General features: G+C 37.8%; 22 protein-coding genes and 1 tRNA gene. 11 read left to right on the forward strand and 12 right to left on the reverse strand.

What is annotated here, in order from left to right:
- Window positions 1–208: 208 nt before the first annotated feature.
- Both E4635_RS07615 and E4635_RS07620 read right to left on the reverse strand, forming a co-directional pair.
- Window positions 209–817, reverse strand: coding sequence for a GNAT family N-acetyltransferase (locus E4635_RS07615; protein WP_135526043.1), 609 nt, complete (start codon window positions 815–817; stop codon window positions 209–211).
- A 168-nt stretch (window positions 818–985) separates the two neighbouring features.
- Complete coding sequence (locus E4635_RS07620) at window positions 986–1,327, reverse strand: hypothetical protein (protein WP_135526044.1); 342 nt, start codon at window positions 1,325–1,327, stop codon at window positions 986–988.
- Between the two features lie 763 nt (window positions 1,328–2,090).
- On the opposite strand from E4635_RS07620, the gene E4635_RS07625 reads away from it, so the two are divergent.
- Both E4635_RS07625 and E4635_RS07630 read left to right on the forward strand, forming a co-directional pair.
- On the forward strand, window positions 2,091–2,303 hold the full coding sequence (locus tag E4635_RS07625; RefSeq protein WP_135526045.1) for a helix-turn-helix domain-containing protein: 213 nt from the start codon (window positions 2,091–2,093) through the stop codon (window positions 2,301–2,303).
- A 10-nt stretch (window positions 2,304–2,313) separates the two neighbouring features.
- Complete coding sequence (locus tag E4635_RS07630; RefSeq protein WP_135526046.1) at window positions 2,314–3,420, forward strand: hypothetical protein; 1,107 nt, start codon at window positions 2,314–2,316, stop codon at window positions 3,418–3,420.
- Here E4635_RS07630 and E4635_RS07635 read toward each other — a convergent pair.
- From E4635_RS07635 to E4635_RS07665, 7 genes are all read right to left on the reverse strand, one after another.
- On the reverse strand, window positions 3,415–3,999 hold the full coding sequence (locus tag E4635_RS07635) for a DNA N-6-adenine-methyltransferase (protein WP_135526047.1): 585 nt from the start codon (window positions 3,997–3,999) through the stop codon (window positions 3,415–3,417). The two genes, E4635_RS07630 and E4635_RS07635, sit on opposite strands and share 6 nt — an antisense overlap.
- A gap of 700 nt (window positions 4,000–4,699) precedes the next feature.
- Complete coding sequence (locus E4635_RS07640) at window positions 4,700–5,005, reverse strand: hypothetical protein (protein WP_135526048.1); 306 nt, start codon at window positions 5,003–5,005, stop codon at window positions 4,700–4,702.
- Window positions 5,006–5,241: 236 nt separating this feature from the next.
- The gene (locus E4635_RS07645; protein ID WP_246020727.1) at window positions 5,242–5,808 is read right to left on the reverse strand and encodes a phosphoribosylaminoimidazolesuccinocarboxamide synthase; all 567 of its coding nucleotides are present in this window, start codon (window positions 5,806–5,808) and stop codon (window positions 5,242–5,244) included.
- Between the two features lie 67 nt (window positions 5,809–5,875).
- Window positions 5,876–5,949: transfer RNA gene (locus E4635_RS07650), tRNA-Arg, on the reverse strand.
- 124 nt (window positions 5,950–6,073) lie between these two features.
- The gene (locus E4635_RS07655; protein WP_135526049.1) at window positions 6,074–6,217 is read right to left on the reverse strand and encodes an SsrA-binding protein; all 144 of its coding nucleotides are present in this window, start codon (window positions 6,215–6,217) and stop codon (window positions 6,074–6,076) included.
- Window positions 6,218–6,280: 63 nt separating this feature from the next.
- Window positions 6,281–8,221, reverse strand: a complete 1,941-nt coding sequence (locus E4635_RS07660) for a M56 family metallopeptidase (protein ID WP_135526050.1) — start codon at window positions 8,219–8,221, stop codon at window positions 6,281–6,283.
- Window position 8,222: 1 nt separating this feature from the next.
- A complete protein-coding gene (locus E4635_RS07665; RefSeq protein ID WP_135526051.1) occupies window positions 8,223–8,582 on the reverse strand; it encodes a BlaI/MecI/CopY family transcriptional regulator in 360 nt (119 codons plus the stop codon).
- A gap of 311 nt (window positions 8,583–8,893) precedes the next feature.
- Here E4635_RS07665 and E4635_RS07670 point away from each other — a divergent pair, with 311 nt between their 5' ends.
- Genes E4635_RS07670 through E4635_RS07680 form a run of 3 tightly spaced genes read left to right on the forward strand, consistent with a single transcriptional unit; the run spans window position 8,894 to window position 11,775 of the window.
- Entirely contained in the window at window positions 8,894–9,832 is a 939-nt protein-coding gene (locus tag E4635_RS07670; protein WP_135526052.1) for a multicopper oxidase domain-containing protein, read from the forward strand.
- A gap of 16 nt (window positions 9,833–9,848) precedes the next feature.
- Window positions 9,849–10,277, forward strand: a complete 429-nt coding sequence (locus tag E4635_RS07675; RefSeq protein WP_135526053.1) for a hypothetical protein — start codon at window positions 9,849–9,851, stop codon at window positions 10,275–10,277.
- A 37-nt stretch (window positions 10,278–10,314) separates the two neighbouring features.
- Window positions 10,315–11,775 carry a tyrosinase family protein gene (locus E4635_RS07680; protein ID WP_135526054.1) on the forward strand — a complete coding sequence of 487 codons (1,461 nt, stop codon included), beginning with the start codon at window positions 10,315–10,317 and terminating at the stop codon, window positions 11,773–11,775.
- 65 nt (window positions 11,776–11,840) lie between these two features.
- Here E4635_RS07680 and E4635_RS07685 read toward each other — a convergent pair whose 3' ends face one another.
- On the reverse strand, window positions 11,841–13,115 hold the full coding sequence (locus E4635_RS07685; protein ID WP_135526055.1) for an MDR family MFS transporter: 1,275 nt from the start codon (window positions 13,113–13,115) through the stop codon (window positions 11,841–11,843).
- An 89-nt stretch (window positions 13,116–13,204) separates the two neighbouring features.
- Here E4635_RS07685 and E4635_RS07690 point away from each other — a divergent pair, with 89 nt between their 5' ends.
- Both E4635_RS07690 and E4635_RS07695 read left to right on the forward strand, forming a co-directional pair.
- On the forward strand, window positions 13,205–13,843 hold the full coding sequence (locus E4635_RS07690) for a TatD family hydrolase (protein ID WP_135526056.1): 639 nt from the start codon (window positions 13,205–13,207) through the stop codon (window positions 13,841–13,843).
- Window positions 13,844–13,871: 28 nt separating this feature from the next.
- Window positions 13,872–14,594 (forward strand): tRNA threonylcarbamoyladenosine dehydratase, encoded by a 723-nt coding sequence (locus E4635_RS07695; RefSeq protein WP_135526057.1) that lies wholly within the window; start codon window positions 13,872–13,874, stop codon window positions 14,592–14,594.
- A 1-nt stretch (window position 14,595) separates the two neighbouring features.
- Here E4635_RS07695 and E4635_RS07700 read toward each other — a convergent pair whose 3' ends face one another.
- Window positions 14,596–15,624 (reverse strand): GyrI-like domain-containing protein, encoded by a 1,029-nt coding sequence (locus tag E4635_RS07700; protein WP_135526058.1) that lies wholly within the window; start codon window positions 15,622–15,624, stop codon window positions 14,596–14,598.
- Between the two features lie 337 nt (window positions 15,625–15,961).
- Between E4635_RS07700 and E4635_RS07710 the strand changes: the two genes are divergently transcribed.
- Window positions 15,962–16,348: a pyrophosphohydrolase domain-containing protein gene (locus E4635_RS07710; RefSeq protein ID WP_135526060.1), complete on the forward strand. Its 387-nt coding sequence runs from the start codon at window positions 15,962–15,964 to the stop codon at window positions 16,346–16,348.
- 70 nt (window positions 16,349–16,418) lie between these two features.
- Here the strand turns inward: E4635_RS07710 and E4635_RS07715 are convergent, their stop codons facing one another.
- Complete coding sequence (locus E4635_RS07715) at window positions 16,419–17,486, reverse strand: branched-chain amino acid aminotransferase (protein WP_135526061.1); 1,068 nt, start codon at window positions 17,484–17,486, stop codon at window positions 16,419–16,421.
- A gap of 219 nt (window positions 17,487–17,705) precedes the next feature.
- On the opposite strand from E4635_RS07715, the gene E4635_RS07720 reads away from it, so the two are divergent.
- Genes E4635_RS07720 through mnmD form a run of 3 tightly spaced genes read left to right on the forward strand, consistent with a single transcriptional unit; the run spans window position 17,706 to window position 19,335 of the window.
- The gene (locus E4635_RS07720) at window positions 17,706–18,224 is read left to right on the forward strand and encodes a DUF4920 domain-containing protein (RefSeq protein ID WP_135526062.1); all 519 of its coding nucleotides are present in this window, start codon (window positions 17,706–17,708) and stop codon (window positions 18,222–18,224) included.
- Window positions 18,221–18,664: a hypothetical protein gene (locus E4635_RS07725; protein WP_135526063.1), complete on the forward strand. Its 444-nt coding sequence runs from the start codon at window positions 18,221–18,223 to the stop codon at window positions 18,662–18,664. Before E4635_RS07720 ends, E4635_RS07725 begins: the two co-directional genes overlap by 4 nt.
- 5 nt (window positions 18,665–18,669) lie before the next feature.
- Entirely contained in the window at window positions 18,670–19,335 is a 666-nt protein-coding gene (mnmD, locus tag E4635_RS07730; protein WP_135526064.1) for a tRNA (5-methylaminomethyl-2-thiouridine)(34)-methyltransferase MnmD, read from the forward strand.
- The last annotated feature ends 60 nt before the right edge of the window (window positions 19,336–19,395 follow it).

The following is a 19,395-nucleotide window of genomic DNA, read 5'->3' on the forward strand; positions in this document are numbered from 1 at the left end:
AAAGAGTTTTAGGAAAAGACAAATTACAGAAAATTGTATGATTACTTTAATTGTTTTTGTCCTAAACACAAAAAAAGCGCCGATTGAAGACAATTGACGCTTGGCGATGGTTGCGAAGTTTGGAGCTGATTTCTTTCGGCTACGATAAAATTTCTTGCGAATGAAAATGTGAATTTACCACATCTTTCAACATTTCTTGAAACGACTGTTAGCGGTAGGCTTTTATCTCGATTTGGTTTTTAATACTTTGTTTTACATTTTTCCATTCACTATCCAAAATACTATAAAAAGCGGTATTTCTGGGTATTCCATTTGGTTCTATTTTATCTTTTCTTAAAATTCCTTCAAATGTTCCACCAATTTTTTCAATTGCTTTTCTTGAACGTAAATTATTATCTTTTGCTCTAAATTGAACCCTATTCGTTTTTAAATTTTCGAAACAATATTTGAGTAGTAATAGTTTACATTCTAGGTTTACAGTTGTTCCCCAATATTCTTTCATAATCCAAGTAACGCCTATTTCTATTTTTTTGTCATTAGGGTATATTTCAAGAAATCTAGTAGTTCCAATAATTTTGTTTGAATGTTTGTGAACAATAATGAAAGGATACGCTGTTCCTTTTTCTCTATCATTCATTGCATTGTTGAAATTCGGATAAAATATTTCTTCAACTGAATAATCTACAGATGTTAGTTCCCATATTTCTTTATTGGATGCAGCAACAAATAAATCTTCTAAATGTTCTTTTTCTAATGGGAGTAGCTTTATTTCAGCTCCTTTTAATACTATAGGATGATTAATCCAATTGTTCTTCATAAAACTATTTTTTTAAGCTTACCGCTAATGTTCCGCCGCCTCTCGTCAGTCGCGAAGTTCGGAACGAATTGTTTTCTGTTAAAGATAAAATTTCTTGTGAAACGCGAACGTGAACTTATCACAAAATTCGTAATTGCTCCAAACGTGTGTTAGCCGTTCGGTTTTTTCCTATTCTGTTATTCCGCTTTCAATTTTCTGTTTATTTTTCCGCTTAAGATTTTCTAGGTCACATTCAGCTTCAAATATTTGGTTGTTGATTTTTTGAAAATGCATATAACAACCAATAGGAACAACAATTACTAAAATAGCACCAAACAACAATACGGCATCGCTATAACCCATTCTTTCTGCCAAAGTTCCTTTTCTCATTGGAATATATGGACCAACAAAAGGCATAATAATTCCAACAGCAATTAATCTCCAGATTTTCCATTTTTCTTTAGGCAACTTTTGGAGTTGCTTTTCAAGCTCTCTTTCTTCAACATCTGAATTCACGTCAAATTCATTCATTTTTATTTAGGTTTTTGGGTCGATTTTTGTACGTCCCCCAAACTGACGGTTAACGTTCTGCGGCTACGGTTCAGTTGTGGTTTTGAAACTGATTTTTCCATTAGGAAAAAACGAAGTTAATAAAATAAAAGTTCTATTTACTAGAAAACCAGCAATTGATTGTAGGCGATGTTAGCATAGGTGGCGACACATAAAGGGAAGAACGAATATTTTGCCTCATTTTATTCCGCTTCTTTTACGTAACGTTTCGGCTTATCGTTTTCGGAAGTTCTAAACTTAATTATAAAAAAAATCGAGCGAAGCTCGAATTGTGTTTTGTTGCGTTAATTTTTGACCGTTATTTTTCGCATTCTTTTCCGTATCCATTTCGGTTCGGGTTTCATGAATCTTTTTGCGCAAAGAAATTTCAGAAGTAGTATTCAGGGCTTTTTCAACTCGATGTTTTTCCGTCCGTAGGAGACATCGATGCTAACGTTTTTCGGATTTGCGAGGTTGCGGCTAATTTAGCGAAGAGTTTTAAGTAAACCGGACTTTCCGAAAACTCCAAACACATACTAACGGAGCAATAAATCCAAACCGCTGTTATAGGAAGCCCTTACTACTTGCGTTAACGCTTTTCTCAGAATACAGTTGTCAACAATGTTCTTTCTGCTCTTCGAATATTAAATTCATTAGAGTTATAAGTACTGATTTTGAATAATGCTAACTTTAGTATGTTGTTAAAAGCTTTTATTAAATATAGATTAGCATACTTTAATTAGCAATGAAAAATAAATCTGAAATTTTAATAAAGTTTGGAGATAGAGTTAGAGAGATAAGAACTCAAAAAGGACTCTCACAAGAACAATTGGCAAGCCTTGCCGATGTTCATAGAACTTATATCGGAATGATTGAACGAGCAGAAAAAAACATCACGCTAATAAATATAAATAAAATAGCTAGCGCTTTAGGTGTGGATTTAAAAGAGCTATTGTAAAATTGGAAAAATGAATTTATCTGATGTGTTTAAATTTACCCAGGGCTTAGGACAAAAGGGCCATCAAATAGGGAGAAAAGTAGGAGATGCAATTGAATTATTAACTTTAGGAATGATTAAGTTAGAAGATAATTTAGTAAATTATCTAGTTGTAGAAGATGGAGTTGAAGGAGCGACGAGCGCAAAACACAAAGTTGAATTTTCGTTTTATCATGTAAATGCTACACACAAACCATCGAAAAAATCGGAAGACCTTTTCGGAATTATTGAGTGTAAAAAAGTCGGTGTTGAGCAAACTATAAAAGCAAATTTTAAAAAATGGAAAGCTATACCTGCAAATAAAAACAGTTTTTACGAGACTGATGGATATAGTTTTATAATTTCTCCGGGCAATACTGATTATAAGTGGCTTACTCATGTCAGCGGTGAAGTTAATGGAGAAAATAACATAAAAATACGAGTTGATAAAATACAAGCGCAACAAATTGTATCAACTGATATTTATCGATTTAATTGTAATCTTAATAGTCAGGCATTAGTTGCAGTTGATGTTAATAATAATATTTTTGTATTAGCTCCTGATCAAAAACTTTCTGAAATTGAGGATCACATTACAAAATGTATTGTAATAGAAATTAAAGAACTTGATGGTTTAAATGTCTCTAAAATTAATGTCAATGAATCTTTGCCTGGACCGCAAACTCCAGAAAAAGCGAAGCAAGCTTCATTTGTATCTTTAGATGTGAGAAAAAAAGTGCTTGGGCATTTTGACAAAACAGACGATAAATCCTTTATTTCAATTTTAGTAATTGGTGAAGCTTCGCATTGGGAAAATAAAAGTCGTTCAATGATTAGACTTTGTAACGATTATAATTTAATTATACCTGATGTAATTTTGATTCATCTTTTTGAAAAGTTTGAAGAAAAATTTGGTGAAAATTATCAAGATAGAATTACGAAAACTAGCTATAAAAACAATGTTGAAGTTAGAAAATTGATTTTAGAAATCATTGAGCATTTCGAAAGAAAGGTTATGTATGAAATGGAGATTGGAAACTTTGTTGTTTTCAAACATCTCAACAATGATGGAAATAGATTAATAGTTGAAGAACTATAGTTCTAACCTTAAATTTTTTCTATCAATTCCGATTTCTTCATTTTGCAAATGTGATAAATCTATTACCGCGCCAAACTCGATAAAGACTTCAAAAAATCTTTGATAGTTATTACCCCAATAAATAATTGAACACGCCATAGGCGCACCACTACCCACATCTAAGCCATTTTCTAAAAACCTAAGTCTAGTATCATATAGGAAACATACTGCTTTTGCATTACCAAATACGCTCTGTTTCCAATGACCAGTATTTGTTGCTACGGGTACTAATGCAAGAACTTCTGAGTTATATTTTTCATTAGCTAATGCGCACTTAGCAAGCCAATTTTTTATTGTTGTTTTTCTTTCTTTATCGGAGCCGTATGGAGGGTTTACATAAATTGTTGGAAAATCCCATGTTTGTTTAAGCCCATCAGTTTCGGGTAAAGAAAATTCAACTTCTGCTTTTACAATAGAATATGGGTTGGAGCATGGATCTAATGAAATAGAGCCTCCAAAAAATTCCTTTACAGCCCTAACATATTTTATTGGAGTTCCCCAACTTTGACTTTGTGTATTTACGTTTCTCCCAGCACTCATATTATTTGCTAATTATAGTATGCTAATTTAGGTACTATAAATTAAATATGAAAGTTAAAATTTAGAATTTATTACTAAACTTTTCCACAAACTTGAGTTTATGTCTTTTATACCGTACACGTGAAAAAGGGTTTCCTATAACGTCTCGCGGCTACGATTCAGTTGCGGCTTTGAAACTGATTTTTCCCATTAGGAAAAAACGAAGTTAATAAAATAAACGTTCTATTTACTAGAAAATCAGTAATTGATTGTAGCTGATGTTAGGATTGGTGGCGACACATAAAGGGAAGAACGAATATTTTGCCTCATTTTATTCTGCTTCTTTTACGTAACGTTTTGGCTTATCGTTTTCGGAAGTTCTAAACTTAATTATAAAAAAAATCGAGCGAAGCTCGAATTGTGTTTTGTTGCGTTAATTTTTGACTGTTATTTTTCGCATTCTTTTCTGTATCTATTTCGGTTCGGTTTTCACGAATCTTTTGCGCAACGAAATTTCGGAAGTCGTATTCAGGACTTTTTTCAACTCGACGTTTTTTCGTCGGCAGGAGACATTGATGCTAACGTCCCATTACTACAAGTGGTTTGGGGTTAAATTAAGCCTTATCTTCGGATTTGCCTAAACGTCCCAAATACAAGATCCTATTTTTAAATTAAGCCAATTGCCTAAATCTCTTGTAGCAAGTGTTAGCAGTAGTGAATTTTATTTATAATAATTTTTTTCGTGTCGTAAGTAAATCAAATTTTCCAAATGCTTCATATTTTCCGGAGCGGGAACATATTTAATAATTTCCTCTAAACCGTAACCCCAAGGATAATCTGCTATAACTTCAGTACATGCCACAGACATAAGTTCAAAATCATCTTCTGTCGCATCAGAATCAAATAAACATTGCCAAATTATTTTTTTTTCACGCAACTCTACCGATACAGAACGTAATGAAGATGTAATTTCTCCTTGTAATGCTCTAATGCTACTCAAAATTAATTTATTATCTTCTTCTGTCATCTAATTGATTATTTAAGAATTTATGCGCAATCTGGGTGTTAACGTTGAAGCAAGTGTTAGACAAGTACTGTTACATATTAATTTCAAAATACATTCCGCTAACTATTGACACGAGCGAACCTGAGTATAAGAAATTTTTGGCTTTAAATTTTTCTGTTAAAGATAAATGTTTTTCGTGAACGTGTAAAGATAAAAACCAGCAATTGCGCGAAATCGCTGTTAGCCGCCGTTATTATTTAAGATATTATTATTCCCTCGCTTTTCATTATCTCCAGTGCTTTTTTCGTTTCATTTTGCCCATCATTCAATGAACCAGGAAGCATAACTAATCGTTTTTTTAATTTTCCATGATCATCTTCAAACATCATCTCAAATTGTGAACGGGTTAGACCAAATTTAGCATTGGTAAATCTAACTGCTTTTATTTTATTTCTTTCAATTATAGGCGTAGTAGAATTATTGAAGCTTTTTGCAATTCCGTAAATTAAAAAGATGGCAAACAAACTATAAAAGATTGCAGAAAAAACTTTTCCTGTTTGATAATTTGTAAAAGCATTGTAAAGGAAGTAAACTGAAATCAAAGAATAAATTATTAAGATTCTCGAAATTCCATTTTCCGCAGTTATTTCGGAAACATTTCCTATTATTCCATCTCTCGTCAATATTATTTTGTCTGGGAGAATGTGGCAAAAACCAGTTTTAGTTTTAAATTTTTTTTCGCTCTGCATTTGTATATTAATAATTTCTTTTGTTCTAGTTGAATTCATAAAAACAATCGCAATAAAAAAGGTTTTAATCTTCATTTTACAACTGTTGTTGACTAAATGTTGACTAAAACCTTTAAAAAATGCCTAAAATAGGCTTGTTTTGTGACCTCGACTGGATTCAAACCAGTAACCTTCTGAGCCGTAATCAGATGCGCTATTCAGTTGCGCCACGAGGCCGTTGCTAGCAAATACGGAGCGCTAAAGCGTTCAGTGAACTTGTTTGCGGGTGCAAATATAGTCATATTTGGTTAAAATGCAAACAAGAAATAAAAAATAAATAATTAATTCCTTGAAGGCTTTATTAATTGCTTAAAGCTCTTGATGTTACATAATACCGCCAGCCGATAATAGCCATTTGCCATTTTTTGGCTTTGGACAAATCCAGTTGTTGTTTGGAAAAACTGGGTAAGATCAATTTGTTTACCTGCGCTAAAATTTTGTACATACCGGTGATTTTTGACAAAGGTATAAAAAAAAGACTGCCTTGGGTTTGGCAGCCTTTTTTGTTTTAATTAGTTCTCTTCTCTTTTTCTTTTTGGGCTTCCTCCCTTGCTTTTGCAGCTTCTTCCCTTGCTTTTTTGGCTTCGATCATGTCTTTTTCCCTGTCTTTCATGGCTTTTTTGGCCTCGATCATTGCTTTTTTGCTTTCTCTCATGGCTTCTCTACGAGCTTCCTGGGCTTCTTCCTGCGCTTCTTCTATGGCTTCCCTTGCGTCTTCAGCGGCCTCCCTTGCATCTTCCATTGCTTGCCTGCGGATATTGATGCGCTCTATATTTTCTGTTCTTCGCCCGTTTTTGTTTTTGGTTACGACAATGACTTTGCCGTCGCCTTCATGGATGGTTTGTACTTCAACATCGTCCCCAAGAACAATCCTTTTGGCTCTTTTTGAACCCTTTGGCCCTTTTGGTCCTTTGGTATCGTATACGAATGATCTTTCATAATCGCCAAAATCCATATCGCCAATAATATCTTCGGCAATTTTTTCACCATTTACCCATACTTCTTTTTTGTTTCCGTCATGTTTTACCACAATTTTTCGGGTTCTCGGCGGATTTGGAGGAAGCGGAGGGATTGGTGGAACCGGAGCCATTGCATCTTCCGGCATCTCCGGCATTTCTGGCATTTCTGGCATTTCTGGCATCTCCGGCATTTCAGGAGCTTCCCAGTTGAAGCCGTAATCGTCTTCGTCCCCGACAATTACTTCAACATCATCATTGTCATCATGATGTTTGATCTTTCTGATTTGTGCTAATCCGTTCAAACCTCTTGTTTTCGATCTTCCAAAACCAATCGACCCTTTTCCGTTTGAATCGGTTTCCTTATAGAAATGTATCGGTTGGATAGGCGAATCGCTTTCGGTCTGGCTGGTTCCAGTGTTGCCGTTTTTGTCTTTGTAAGTTACCTTGATACCGGTAATTTCGCCATTGCCGTTTCTTTTTACTTTGGAAACTTTCAAGGTAACGCCGTGATTGTTTTTCAGCATTGCAGCATCCCTGTCGATTTCTTCGTTGGTTGAATTTTTGTCGATAACGACAGAAACTACATCCTTGTTTTTCCTGTGGTTTTCATTTTTGGATGCCTTCTCCTGTGCCAGGACCTTTACCTGGAACTGGAGCATGAACAGCGCCAGGAGCGGAAGCACAGCGAGGTACTTCCATGAATTTGTCTTGCTTGATTGATTTTTGTTTAACATAACAATTCGTTTTTTGATTAATGATTGATAAAAATGATTGGTAATCGTTAAGCAGTTTTGATGAGAAACTACCTTTAAAAGCGCTTTTTGATACACTTTTTTGTCGTCAATATGCTGTATTGCTTTCTGGTCTGCAATATATTCAAGGTTTTGTGTAATGGCTTTTTTGTAAAGCCACATAAAAGGGTTGAACCAAAAGATGATGCAAAATACCTTCGCCAGTAAAATATCTACCGAATGCCTTTCGCGGCTATGGATTTTTTCATGGAGCAGGATGCTGTGCAGCTCTTCATGGGTATAAAAACTGGAATTGTAAACGATATAATTAAAAAAGGAAAACGGGGCGATGTCCTCATTCAGGTCTACCAGGGAGAACTGTTCTTTCTTGACAACGTCTTTTTTATACAAGAGCTTGAAAAGGGAGATCAGGTGCGTTATGATTTGTCCCAATAATACGACCGAGATGAGCGTGTAACCGATAACGGCCAGTTGTGACCAATCTATAGCGGTTTCTGCCGGAAGCTCGGCCTGGTTGGCGTACTGCACCAGGTCGTCTAAGGCAATTTTGGGTTTTTCTACGATAACCACTTTTCGGATAAATAATAAAGGCATGACAACCGAAGTGATAAGCCCGGCCAGCAAAAACCATCTGTTTGTATTGAAAAAAGTATCTTTCCTCAGTAAAAAATGATAGGCTAAAAAATAAGCTGCGATGAGCGCACTTGCTTTTAATAAATATATGAAAAGTGTTTCCATACTATTTCTTTTTTTCGATGATGTCTAATATTTCGCGTAATTCTTCGGCTGAAATTTTCTCTTCTTCCGCAAAAAAGGAAACCAGGCTCTTATAAGAACTGTTGAAATAATTGTCAATAGCCGTATTCATGAAACGCTTGCGGTATTCCTCCATGGCGACAACAGGGAAGTACTGGTGCGTGTTCCCGTAGGCATTGTGCGACACAAACCCTTTTTCCTCAAGGTTCCTTATTATGGTCGAAAGTGTATTGTAATGCGGCTGGTCTTCAGTGATTTCAGCCAGGACATCCTTCACGAAAGCTTTTTTGAGCTTCCATAAAATGTGCATTACCTCTTCTTCTTTATTCGTTAACTTTTGCATGACTTACATTTATATCCCAAACTTATAACTATATTTTTAGTTACACAACTATTTTTATAGTTATTTAACTAATTTTTAAGTTTTATTACGGTAATAGTAGACTTGTTTGGGTGTAAGTTGTTGGAAGTTATAAAGATAGTGAAAGAAGTGGGAAATTTGCGATGAAATGAATTTAGTTTGAATACTTTGATGACATATGAAATATTAGTATTTTTACTACAAAACAGGTGTTTTTACGCTATTTTTTGGCGTAGGATAGTTTTACATTTGAATACTAAAAAAAGCATATTTTAAAGGGTAATCGGGTATAAATGAAAAGGTACAGGAACATATGGGTGTTTTCTTTTCTCCTGGCGAGCACATTGTTGTTTTCTCAAAAGGAGCAATTAATTATTGGAAGGACAACGGGAAAGCTCGCGATTAAAAACAATCTGGAAATAAGGACTTTCGGGTTTACAAATTCGCTTTCCGGCCAGGTTGCGTTGCCCGGATCAGCCATTGATCTTAAGGAAGGGGATAGCCTGGCTATTGATTTTTGGAACATTTCGCAAGGGAATCCGGTTTCGTTGTATTGCAAAGGAATTGATTTCCAACAGCGGAATAAAGAAAAGGAAATCATGGCCAAGAATGAGCCTGTCCATCATATGGAACACGGATTTTATTCTTTTTGGGCCAAAAAAGCCGGGACATATCTTTACTACAGCCCTGAAAATTATCCTTTTAACCTTCAGGCCGGCATGTTTGGCACCATCATTATACGGGCAAAGGAAGAGGATACTTTAGTGGTTAGACCTTCTAACGAAGCGCTTTGGTGCAGTTATGAAATTGATACCCAATGGCATACCGATACCCTGATGGGAACAGAATACGATAGCGAAAACAAACCGGTAGCTTTCCCCAAATACCAGCCGGGTTATTTTCTGATTAATGGTAAAATGGCCTTGAAAACAAAGGGGTTGCAATCATTCGCGCATAAAAAGGAAAAAATACTGCTTCGTTTGGTTAATGCCGGTTTGTACCTCCATGAGGTAGATTTTCCGCCTGGAGCGACAGTTCAGCTAATCCATACAAAGGATTCTAGAGCTATAGGTTCGGACAAAGGATATACAGTTGCCTTGCATCCGGGCGAATGCCTGGAAATGCTTCTTTTTTTAGACAAAACAACAGAAAAAGACCGGATTGTGTACCATTTTATAGACCCTGTTTCCAAAAAAGAGCATCATAGAGCCGCTATCCCGGTTTTGTATTAACAGTTAAAAAAGCATTATGAAAAAATCATTTTTATACCTCATTGTCCTTTTTTCCTTTTCCTGCTCTTTTGCGCAGAAGAAGCCTACTTTTTCAGTAGTGGGCAATGCTACGAATAAGGAAAGCCTGCTCAAAGGCAAACGGTTGGACCTTTCCAAAATCAAAGTTGAAAATATTTCGGACAAACCGATATACCTGGTCTGGGAAACGGTAAGCAATACATTCCCCAAAGAATGGGATTGTTCCATGTGCCAGCACGGCGCCTGCCAGATAGGAATCCCGAAAGGCTCTGCTTTTAGCAAATTAAATGCTGATCAGCAAGGGTTTATCGCCATCCATGTAATTCCGGCCAACAAAATAGGTACCGGGACTGTAAAATTTAAAATCTACGACAAAGCCAATCCGGCCTATACGGAAATACTCACTTTTGAAGTGGAAGTACTATAACTAACTAATTTAATAACTACTTAAAACCAAAACTAAAATGAAAAAAAGCATTCTTTTATTATTTGCGATCCTGCTCACGGGCATGGCCTACAGCCAGGATAAGAAAGTGACGAAGTACATTCGTAAAAATGCCAGCTCACCAGAGGCAAAGGCAGATCTTGACGCCATGAATGTGGCCTTTAAGAAAATGCGGGAAATGGGTTGTGACATGGGCCAATCCTGGTACTATCAAGGGGCCGTGCACAATATCCCGGATGTTATTAACGGGCCAAACAAGCTTTGCGAAAAGTACCAGACCAGTAAGGATAAATTATGGGCCTGGGGCGATTGTACTCATAAAAGTTCGGAAAGCGCTTCCCTGAATTTTCTTTTGTGGCACAGGATGTACACTTGGTTCTTAGAGAAAATTGTCCGGGAAATGTCCGGGAAAGATGATTTTGCCTTGCCGTATTGGAATTACGGAAGCAAAGAAGAGGCAGAAAATATCATGCCGAAACAAATGCAGGACAAATCAAGCTCTTTGTATGAATCGGCAAGATACAGTATCCTTAATAACGGAAAACCAATCCTTGCCGATCAGGTGGAACAAATCCAATTGGCCCTTGGGGAATTGCAGACAAACCCTTCTTTTGCAGGAGCCGCGGGATTCAGCAAAAAACTGGAAGGCTCACCACACGGGTATATGCACGATCTTATAGGAGGTGAATATGCAAACCCGAGCGAGTCGTATTACAATCAAATATACCAAAAGGAATATTCAGGTTTAATGGCCAATGTGCCGTCGGCAGGATTCGACCCAATCTTCTGGCTGCACCACAGTATGGTTGACCGTATTTGGGAATCCTGGGACCTTTCCTCATATGGCCAGCGCCCTACGTTAGAAGAACTCAAGGCAAACCCGTGGCCGTATGAGTTTATAGCGCCAAACGGAGACCATATTACTTATACTATGGAAGAAATGTACGCCATGGTTTTCAACCTGGATTACAAATACGATAACCTGCTTTACGGATCATCGGAAACTCCGGCTTTAGCTGCTGCGAAAAGTAAAGTTTCATTCCAGGATTCGAATAAGGAAGTTATTTGGGAACAAAAAGTAGGGAAAATAATCGGAGAAAATGCCTTCGTCCATAAAGTAACGGAGAAGTTGGCCAAAAACACTAATAAATCATTTAAAAGCGAAGCCAATGCTAAGATCGTATTGAATTTGGATGTTGTGGTGTACAAAGAACCGAAAGACTATTATACCATTTATCTTCGTTATCCGGGCAAACAAGACCAATATGTGGGAGTGATGACATTCTTTGGTGTGAGCCACGATCACGGGACCGGTGAAAACCATGAAATAGCGGAAACTGGTGTAAAACTTAATTTCTCCTATTATATTTCAGATGATTTGTTGCGTTCGGATAATGACTTCGAAATTATTATAAAGAAGAAAGGAATTGGCGATGCAAAAGTAACACTGGAAAAAATCAGTATGGCCAAAATAAAATAAAGCTTGCATGATTTTAAAAAAAAAGCGATACGGTAAAGTATCGCTTTTGTTATTAAAAGAAGTTTTTAAGCTGCCTCGCCCAAATGATTTTCCGGTTCCTTATTGGTCAAATTATATACCCAAACACCTAAAAATACAGCAACGATCCCCAGGAATCCCATAAAGGCCCAGTTCACCTCATAGCCAAAGTTGTGGCCATATATATGTTCGTATTTACGGTTGAAATAACCAATGATCTCAAGGCCCATTTTAGCACTGGCAATATGCGCCAAACTGTAACTCATGGTAAAAATAGCCATATACCGGCCTTCGTGCCCTTTTGGAGCGCGGCTCATGGCAAATGAATTCGAAAATGGAAAAGCGAACATTTCCCCAAAAGTCATAAACAACATCATGATGATCAAAATCCCGGCCCAGGTATTAATGAGCATTAAAAACAAACTGATTGCCATAAACAATGCACCGTATATAACGATTCGGACTTTATTCAGGTGTTTTCTTTCCACATAACTTACGATGGGCATTTCCAGGAAAAAGATAAGCAGGCCGTTCATCATCAACAGCAGCCCGGTTTGGAATTCCGTTAAGTTGAATTGCTCCTTGTGATATAAAGGGATGGTGGTAAACAACTGGAAAAAAAGGATCCCCGTAATGGTGCAGCATCCTAAGAATATCCAAAAAGGCTTATCCTTAAATACCGAATGGGTCAATATTTCTCCCGGGTGCTCTTTGTCTGTGAATTTTGATTTTTTCTTTTCTTTCACATTCAGCCAAAAGATCAGGATCGCTAAAATACAGGTAGCGCCATCTACCCAAAACAGTCCTTTATAACCAATATTCATAATAATCAAACCTCCCATAGCAGGACCGGCGGCAAACCCCAGGTTAATGGCCAGCCGTACCAAAGTCAGGGCTCTTGTACGGTTTTCCTTTTTGGCGTAAGCACCGAGGGAAACAAACATCGCCGGGCGAAACATATCGGCAATGACCATAATAACGAACATGCTGATGCATAATCCTGTGAAACTGGTTATAAACTGCAGTATGAAAAAAGCAATACCACTGGTAAACAAACTGAAAATCATAATCCGGTAAAAACCGATCTTATCCGAGAGTTTCCCGCCCAACCACGAACCAATCATCGAACCGGCCCCGAAACAAACCAGGATCCAGCTGATTTCGCTATAGCTGAAATGAAGGTCTTCTTTCAGGTATTTTGACAGGAAAGGTAAAACCATCGTTCCGGCGCGGTTGATAAAAGTCATGAGTGTCAGGATCCAGATTTCTCTCGAAAAACCCCTGAAACTGTCAATGTAGCGGTTAAAAGCGTGTTGAAGCATAAAAAAGTAGAGTGATTTCCAAAGTTACGAAATTACAGCTTTGCCACTTTCCAACTTTTAAACTAATTTTGCCAAAATTTTATAAGCCGATGTTTTATAATCTTCATACACACAAAAGTACCTTTCAGGAAAATGTCCTGGAAATTGTAAACCAGTATCCGGATGCGTTTGATCCTGAGGCGGCTTATTTTTCTATTGGAATCCATCCGTGGCATATTAATGTGGAGAAAACCGGCGAGTATTTGGCGGTCCTGGAAGAAAAACTTCCATTAGGGAATTGCCTGGCTTTGGGCGAATGCGGCCTGGATAAACGCATTGAAACATCGCTGGCCGTTCAAATTGAAGTTTTCGAAAAACAGCTGGCACTTGCCAAAAAGTATAAAAAACCTGTAATTTTGCACTGCGTTTCAGCCTATCAGGAAGTCATCGAAATTAAAAAACGGCTCAAAATGGAAGTCCCGATGATCATTCACGGATTTTCAAAAAACGCCCAGGTGGCGAAATCACTTTTGGACAATGGCTTTTATTTGTCTTTTGGAAAATACTTATTGAGGAACCCGGAATTGGCTTCGGTTTTTGAAGAAGTGCCCAATTCTAGGTTTTTGCTGGAAACCGATACGATTGAAGAAACGATTTTTGACGTGTATGAAAAAGCGGCGTCCATCAAGAAAATAAATATTGAAGAGAATGTTCAGGCTAATTTTAGAACCATCTTCAATATCCATTAAAATAAATTAATTAAGAATAGAACATACTATGGCAGAGTGGACAGAAAGAGCCGAATTATTATTTAAGAAAGAAGGCCTGGAAAGGTTAAAAGAATCGAATGTATTGGTTGTGGGAATGGGCGGTGTAGGTTCATTTGCTGCCGAATTCATTGCCAGGGCAGGCGTGGGGAAAATGACTATTGTTGATGGTGACGTGGTGGATATTACCAATGTAAACAGGCAATTGCCGGCGTTGCATTCAACTGTAGGTCAGCCGAAAGTAAAGATAGTAGGCGACAGGCTGATGGACATAAACCCGGAACTGCAACTGACAAGGATTGAGGAATTCCTTTCCCCGGAAAGAGCATTCGAGCTCGTTACCCCGGATTATGATTACGTCCTGGATTGTATTGACAGTATCACCCCAAAACTCAACCTGATCCTTGCCGCCAAGCGCAAAAAAGTCAAAATCATAAGCAACATGGGAGCAGGAGGGAAGCTTCTTGCCAGTAAGGTTGTGGTAAAAGATATTAGTAAAACAGATGTTTGCCCTTTGGCGAAAACCATCAGGAAACGCCTTAAAAAAGAAGGCATTTCTTCAGGGGTAAAGGCTGTCTTTTCCGTAGAAAAACCAGATGAAACCAGTTTGAAAATGACCGATGGCAAAAACTTCAAAAAATCATTTTACGGTACCAACAGCTGGATGCCGGGATTGTTTGGGCTCCATGCCGCTGAAACGGTTGTAAGGTATTTGCTGAAAAAAGGCGAATAGGCTAGGAAACCTTTGGTTTGTTCAAAGGAGTGGCTGTAGCGACCTTTAAGGAATCTTTCCCGACAGGTTTCGCTTTTACCACCGGCTTTTTAGGCCGTACCGGAATGAAAATCTCAGTGGTCCATTTTGCCGCCGAATGGCTGTTTAAGCTATTTACCGGGATGATTTCGATCTCTTTATGAATAGGGCTTTGCTCCAGTTTATTCTTTTCCATAAAGGCGAAGATTTTGGACAAAGCCTCTTTTTTATGCGAATAATTCCCGATAAGAGTTGCTTTTACCGCTTGGAACGGATTGGTTTGGCCATTGAAAATATCACTTTCAGGAGTGGTAAATACTTTTTGTTTTGTTGGGATTGCCACAGAGAATGTAATGGTATTGTTAAGGGTGTCCCTGGAATGGTAAATGATAAACGGTGCGCCGTTTGAAGGAGTGTTGGTGTTTTTAAGCAGTTGGTTGAGCTTTGGAAGCATCTTTTTTATTTTGGCCGGCAATTCATCGACTTTACAGCTCAAGGGGCGTTGGATGTAAAAAACCGTGTCCCGGTCTACAAAGGCAATATCTTTCACGCTGAAACTGTTCACTTCCGAAGTTAGGGCGGCATTCAGGTTAGACAAACCCAATTCGAACATCTTGTCAAAATTATGATGCGTCCCTCGATTGATAATGTTTAGGAATTTGTCCTTAAAATCAAGTGTTCCTTCTTTTGTCCAGGTAACGGCCGTTTTTTTGCCGAGCGTATCTTTGAAGGTAAGGACCATCTCATTGTCAATATTGTTGATGGAAATGTTCTGCAGGATCTTTTCCCCATCAATATTTTCGGTATGATTGATTTTTGTGGCTTCATTTTTCCAGGGATTGATGCTGTCCCAGTTTTTCAAATCGGCGGTGTACTTGAAGGCGATGTCTTTGGGAACATCTATGATTTTGGTTTTTTCGACGGTATATTTTCCATCTTTAGTAGCGACAAAAACCGAAACGGTCCCGCAAATTAGGAGCAGCAGTAAAAAAAGATATTTTGCAATTCTCATGTTTTGTAGATAGTAGGTATGTAAATTTATAAAAAAATGTTAATTAAAAACATTCATCCACCTCTAATTTTCAATTATTCTTTCATGATTGATTTAATCGCAAATAAAATGGCAATAAATAACAAAAAAGCAATTAAAATCCATACGCTGCCTTTATAGTATTGTTTGTGGAGTTTTAAATCTTTCCGGTAGGAAAATACAATGATGGCAATAAAACAAACGACAAAAACCGCCGCGAAAATAAGCTGACCCTGACTGAACATAAATTTTTTCTGTAAAAATAATCATTTGTAATTTCATTTTAATACTTTGCATTCTAAATTAATCGAATAGAATTATGCAAAAACAGATTAAAGCCGTCCATGAGTTCCACAGTGCTTTCGGGCTTGGAATCAATAATGAGCCTACCGGGGATTTAGGCGAAAATAAAAACCTGCTTCGCTTTAACCTGATGAAGGAAGAAAACGAAGAATACCTCGAAGCGGTCCGGAACGATGATATTGTTGAGATTGCAGATGCCCTGGGCGATATGCTTTACATTTTGTGCGGCACGATCCTCGAGCATGGATTGCAACATAAAATGGAAGCGGTTTTTGATGAAATCCAGCGAAGCAATATGAGCAAGTTGGGCGAAGACGGAAAACCGATTTACCGTGAAGACGGCAAAGTGCTCAAAGGCCCTCATTATTTCAAGCCTAATTTTGAAGAAATTTTAGCACCCTAAAATATTTCTATAAAAAAGGAGAAATAAGACTGGCTCATTTCTCCTTAAAATAGTATTGTTTTATTGAAAACTAGACCTTAACCGTCCAGCCAAAAGTATCTTCAGCCAGTTTGTATTGGATATTGGTTAATTTTTCTTTTAAGGCCAAAGCCATCGAATTTTCAATTTTTGGCAACTCATAATAAGTGTCCTGGTATGAAAAGCCCACAATCGGGTTTACGACTGCTGCGGTACCGGCTCCGAAGATTTCTTTCAGGGTACCGTTTTTGGCGCCTTCCACTAATTCCGAAACCAAAACAGGACGGACATCTACATGGATTCCTTCACGTTTGGCCAGGTCAATAAGGCTTTTACGGGTTACTCCGTCCAAAATACGTTCGCTTGTCGGAGCAGTATATAGGGTATCGTTGATCCTAAAGAACACATTCATAGTACCGGCTTCTTCCAGTTTTGTATGCGTCGAGTCATCTGTCCAGATAACCTGCTGGAACCCTTGCTCATTGGCTAATTTGGTCGGGTAGAATTGCCCGGAATAGTTACCGGCCGCTTTTGCAGCTCCAATCCCTCCGTTTGCGGCACGGCTGTAATAATCTGCCACAAGTACTTTCACTTCGCCTGAATAATAGGCTCTTGCAGGAGATAAAATGATCATGAACCTGTATTGTGTGGAAGGTTGTGCCACCACACCTGACCCGATAGCGATCATAAACGGCCTGATATATAAGGTATTCCCTTTGCCTTTTTTTACCCAGTCTTTCTCGATTTTCAGAAGTTCTTTCAATCCGTCAAGGAAAACACTTTCGGGAACTTCCGGCATGCACATCCTTTCTGCCGATTTGTTGAAGCGGATATAATTCTCGTCCGGCCTGAACAGCCAAACCGAATCGTCTTCTGTCTTGTACGCTTTCATACCTTCAAAAATAGCCTGGCCATAATGGAAAACCTTTGCAGAAGGATCCAGTAAAAATGGCTCGTAAGGCTTTATGGCCGGCTTTTGCCAGGCGCCTTCTTTAAAATCACATACTAACATGTGATCTGTAAAAACATTACCAAAAGTAAGGTTTTCAAAATCTACCTCATTGATTTTTGAAGAAGCTACTTTCATTATATCGATTTCGCTTTGAATATTTAAACTCATTACAGACAATATTTTTTTGCTAATTTAGTAAAAATCATGGCAAAAATTTATATTCTGCCTAATTTCTGACATGTTATTCTTAATTTTTTTTAAAAAAATAAAACTTAATAGGGAATATTACATATTTGTTAATATTTTTTGATTTCTGTTACAGGAAATTTACAAACTCCATAAATTCTTATTAGATTTGCCCTTAATAATTTTAAACACACCAAAAAAATGAAAAAGATAAACGTATTTGCTTTCCTGATGGTACTTTTTATAAGCTTCGGTGCCCATTCACAGGTTTCTTCCAAAAAAGTAAAAGCCGGTACTGCAGCTGTCAATACTAAAGATTATGCTTTGTTTGGCGATAAGTTTACCGCTTCAAAAGTGTTGACTAATGCAGAAATGCTGAAAAAATACAAATCATTGAAAAAAGGGGATACCATAAAAGTGCAATTCAAATCAAGCATCAAGGAAGTATGCAAGAAAAAAGGCTGCTGGATGTCTATGGACCTGACTGACAGCAATGAGTCCTTTGTACGATTTAAAGATTACGGTTTTTTTGTGCCTTTGAATGCCGATAATGAAGAAGCCATCGTAAATGGTGTTGCTTATATTGATGTGGTATCGATTGAAGAATTAAGGCATTATGCGAAAGATGCCGGGAAATCGCAAGAGGAGATCAATAAGATCACGAAACCGAAAATTACTTACGCATTTCAGGCTACAGGTGTTTTAATCAAAAAATCATGAGGAAAACAATAGTATTATGCCTTGTTTCGCTATTGGCTTTTTCCTGCAATAAGAAACAGGAAGAAGTACAGGAAAAAGAAACCGGATCTTCCGGAGGGAAGAAGTTCGAAATGTACGAGATGTCGGAGATGTCAATGCTAATGGAACAGATGTACGCTGATAACGAACGCTTGAAACAAAGGATCATACAAGGGGATACGATCGGGAAATTCCCAAACCATTTTCTAAAAATCCACAAGGCTGTTATGACCGATAAGCAGGAAAACGATGCTTTTTTCAAAGAGCATGCGGCTGCTTTCATCAAAGCGCAGGAACTGATTTACGAGGACCCGAAAAATGCCAAAGCCCATTTTAACGAAAGTGTTGATGCTTGTATCCAATGCCACCAAGTGAAATGCGGCGGGCCGATCGCCAGGATCAAAAAACTATACATAAAATAGCATACTTGAAAAGAGAAATCATAAAAACACGTGACGGGTCCACAACCATTCATTTGGTAGACTGGAACGAAAGTTACCATTCCAAAAACGGAGCCATCCGGGAAGCGTACCACGTATTTATACAAAACGGGCTTTCCTTACTCGGGGAAAAGTCCGTTTCCATTTTAGAGATAGGATTTGGAACCGGGCTGAATGCTTTCATTACCTTTTTGGAGGCTCAGAAAAACAAGCTGACCATAGAGTATACGGGTGTCGAAGCCTATCCTGTAGAAGAAGGGGAAGCTTTTGCCATGAATTACCTCGAAGAGCTGCAGGCGGTTTCCCAGGAAGCGGAATTCCGGAAAATGCACCAATGCCCTTGGGAAGAAAAAACACATTTCAATCCTTATTTTTCCTTAACAAAAAGACGCCAGTTTTTTCAGGATATTGAGGATAAGGAAGCGTTCAACCTGATTTATTTTGATGCTTTCGGTTATCAGGTGCAGCCTGAATTATGGAGCACGGAAATCTTCCAAAAAATGTACGATTCCTTAAAAAACAATAGTATTTTGGTTACCTATGCCGCCAGGGGCGTTATCAAACGCTCCATGGAAGCCGTAGGTTTTGTGGTCAAAAAAGTGCCCGGGCCTCCCGGCAAAAGGGAAATGATGATTGCCTTTAAGAACATTTAGGACAATTTTATGATAAATTATTCGTTAAATACATTATATTATCTTAAATTTGAGAGAACA

This window comes from Flavobacterium humi (genome assembly GCF_004745595.1).
Classification (GTDB): domain Bacteria; phylum Bacteroidota; class Bacteroidia; order Flavobacteriales; family Flavobacteriaceae; genus Flavobacterium; species Flavobacterium humi.

Excerpts from the sequence above, each read along its gene's own strand:
- E4635_RS07690 (WP_135526056.1), top strand. The coding sequence starts at position 13,205 with ATGTTTTATAATCTTCATACACACAAAAGTACCTTTCAGGAAAATGTC.
- E4635_RS07660 (WP_135526050.1), bottom strand. The coding sequence starts at position 8,221 with ATGGAAACACTTTTCATATATTTATTAAAAGCAAGTGCGCTCATCGCA.
- E4635_RS07700 (WP_135526058.1), bottom strand. The coding sequence starts at position 15,624 with ATGAGAATTGCAAAATATCTTTTTTTACTGCTGCTCCTAATTTGCGGG.
- E4635_RS07655 (WP_135526049.1), bottom strand. The coding sequence starts at position 6,217 with ATGTACAAAATTTTAGCGCAGGTAAACAAATTGATCTTACCCAGTTTT.
- E4635_RS07725 (WP_135526063.1), top strand. The coding sequence starts at position 18,221 with ATGAGGAAAACAATAGTATTATGCCTTGTTTCGCTATTGGCTTTTTCC.
- E4635_RS07630 (WP_135526046.1), top strand. The coding sequence starts at position 2,314 with ATGAATTTATCTGATGTGTTTAAATTTACCCAGGGCTTAGGACAAAAG.
- E4635_RS07625 (WP_135526045.1), top strand. The coding sequence starts at position 2,091 with ATGAAAAATAAATCTGAAATTTTAATAAAGTTTGGAGATAGAGTTAGA.
- E4635_RS07720 (WP_135526062.1), top strand. The coding sequence starts at position 17,706 with ATGAAAAAGATAAACGTATTTGCTTTCCTGATGGTACTTTTTATAAGC.
- E4635_RS07695 (WP_135526057.1), top strand. The coding sequence starts at position 13,872 with ATGGCAGAGTGGACAGAAAGAGCCGAATTATTATTTAAGAAAGAAGGC.
- E4635_RS07715 (WP_135526061.1), bottom strand. The coding sequence starts at position 17,486 with ATGAGTTTAAATATTCAAAGCGAAATCGATATAATGAAAGTAGCTTCT.
- E4635_RS07645 (WP_246020727.1), bottom strand. The coding sequence starts at position 5,808 with ATGAAGATTAAAACCTTTTTTATTGCGATTGTTTTTATGAATTCAACT.
- E4635_RS07665 (WP_135526051.1), bottom strand. The coding sequence starts at position 8,582 with ATGCAAAAGTTAACGAATAAAGAAGAAGAGGTAATGCACATTTTATGG.
- E4635_RS07640 (WP_135526048.1), bottom strand. The coding sequence starts at position 5,005 with ATGACAGAAGAAGATAATAAATTAATTTTGAGTAGCATTAGAGCATTA.
- E4635_RS07675 (WP_135526053.1), top strand. The coding sequence starts at position 9,849 with ATGAAAAAATCATTTTTATACCTCATTGTCCTTTTTTCCTTTTCCTGC.
- E4635_RS07710 (WP_135526060.1), top strand. The coding sequence starts at position 15,962 with ATGCAAAAACAGATTAAAGCCGTCCATGAGTTCCACAGTGCTTTCGGG.
- E4635_RS07685 (WP_135526055.1), bottom strand. The coding sequence starts at position 13,115 with ATGCTTCAACACGCTTTTAACCGCTACATTGACAGTTTCAGGGGTTTT.
- E4635_RS07620 (WP_135526044.1), bottom strand. The coding sequence starts at position 1,327 with ATGAATGAATTTGACGTGAATTCAGATGTTGAAGAAAGAGAGCTTGAA.
- E4635_RS07635 (WP_135526047.1), bottom strand. The coding sequence starts at position 3,999 with ATGAGTGCTGGGAGAAACGTAAATACACAAAGTCAAAGTTGGGGAACT.
- E4635_RS07670 (WP_135526052.1), top strand. The coding sequence starts at position 8,894 with ATGAAAAGGTACAGGAACATATGGGTGTTTTCTTTTCTCCTGGCGAGC.
- E4635_RS07615 (WP_135526043.1), bottom strand. The coding sequence starts at position 817 with ATGAAGAACAATTGGATTAATCATCCTATAGTATTAAAAGGAGCTGAA.
- E4635_RS07680 (WP_135526054.1), top strand. The coding sequence starts at position 10,315 with ATGAAAAAAAGCATTCTTTTATTATTTGCGATCCTGCTCACGGGCATG.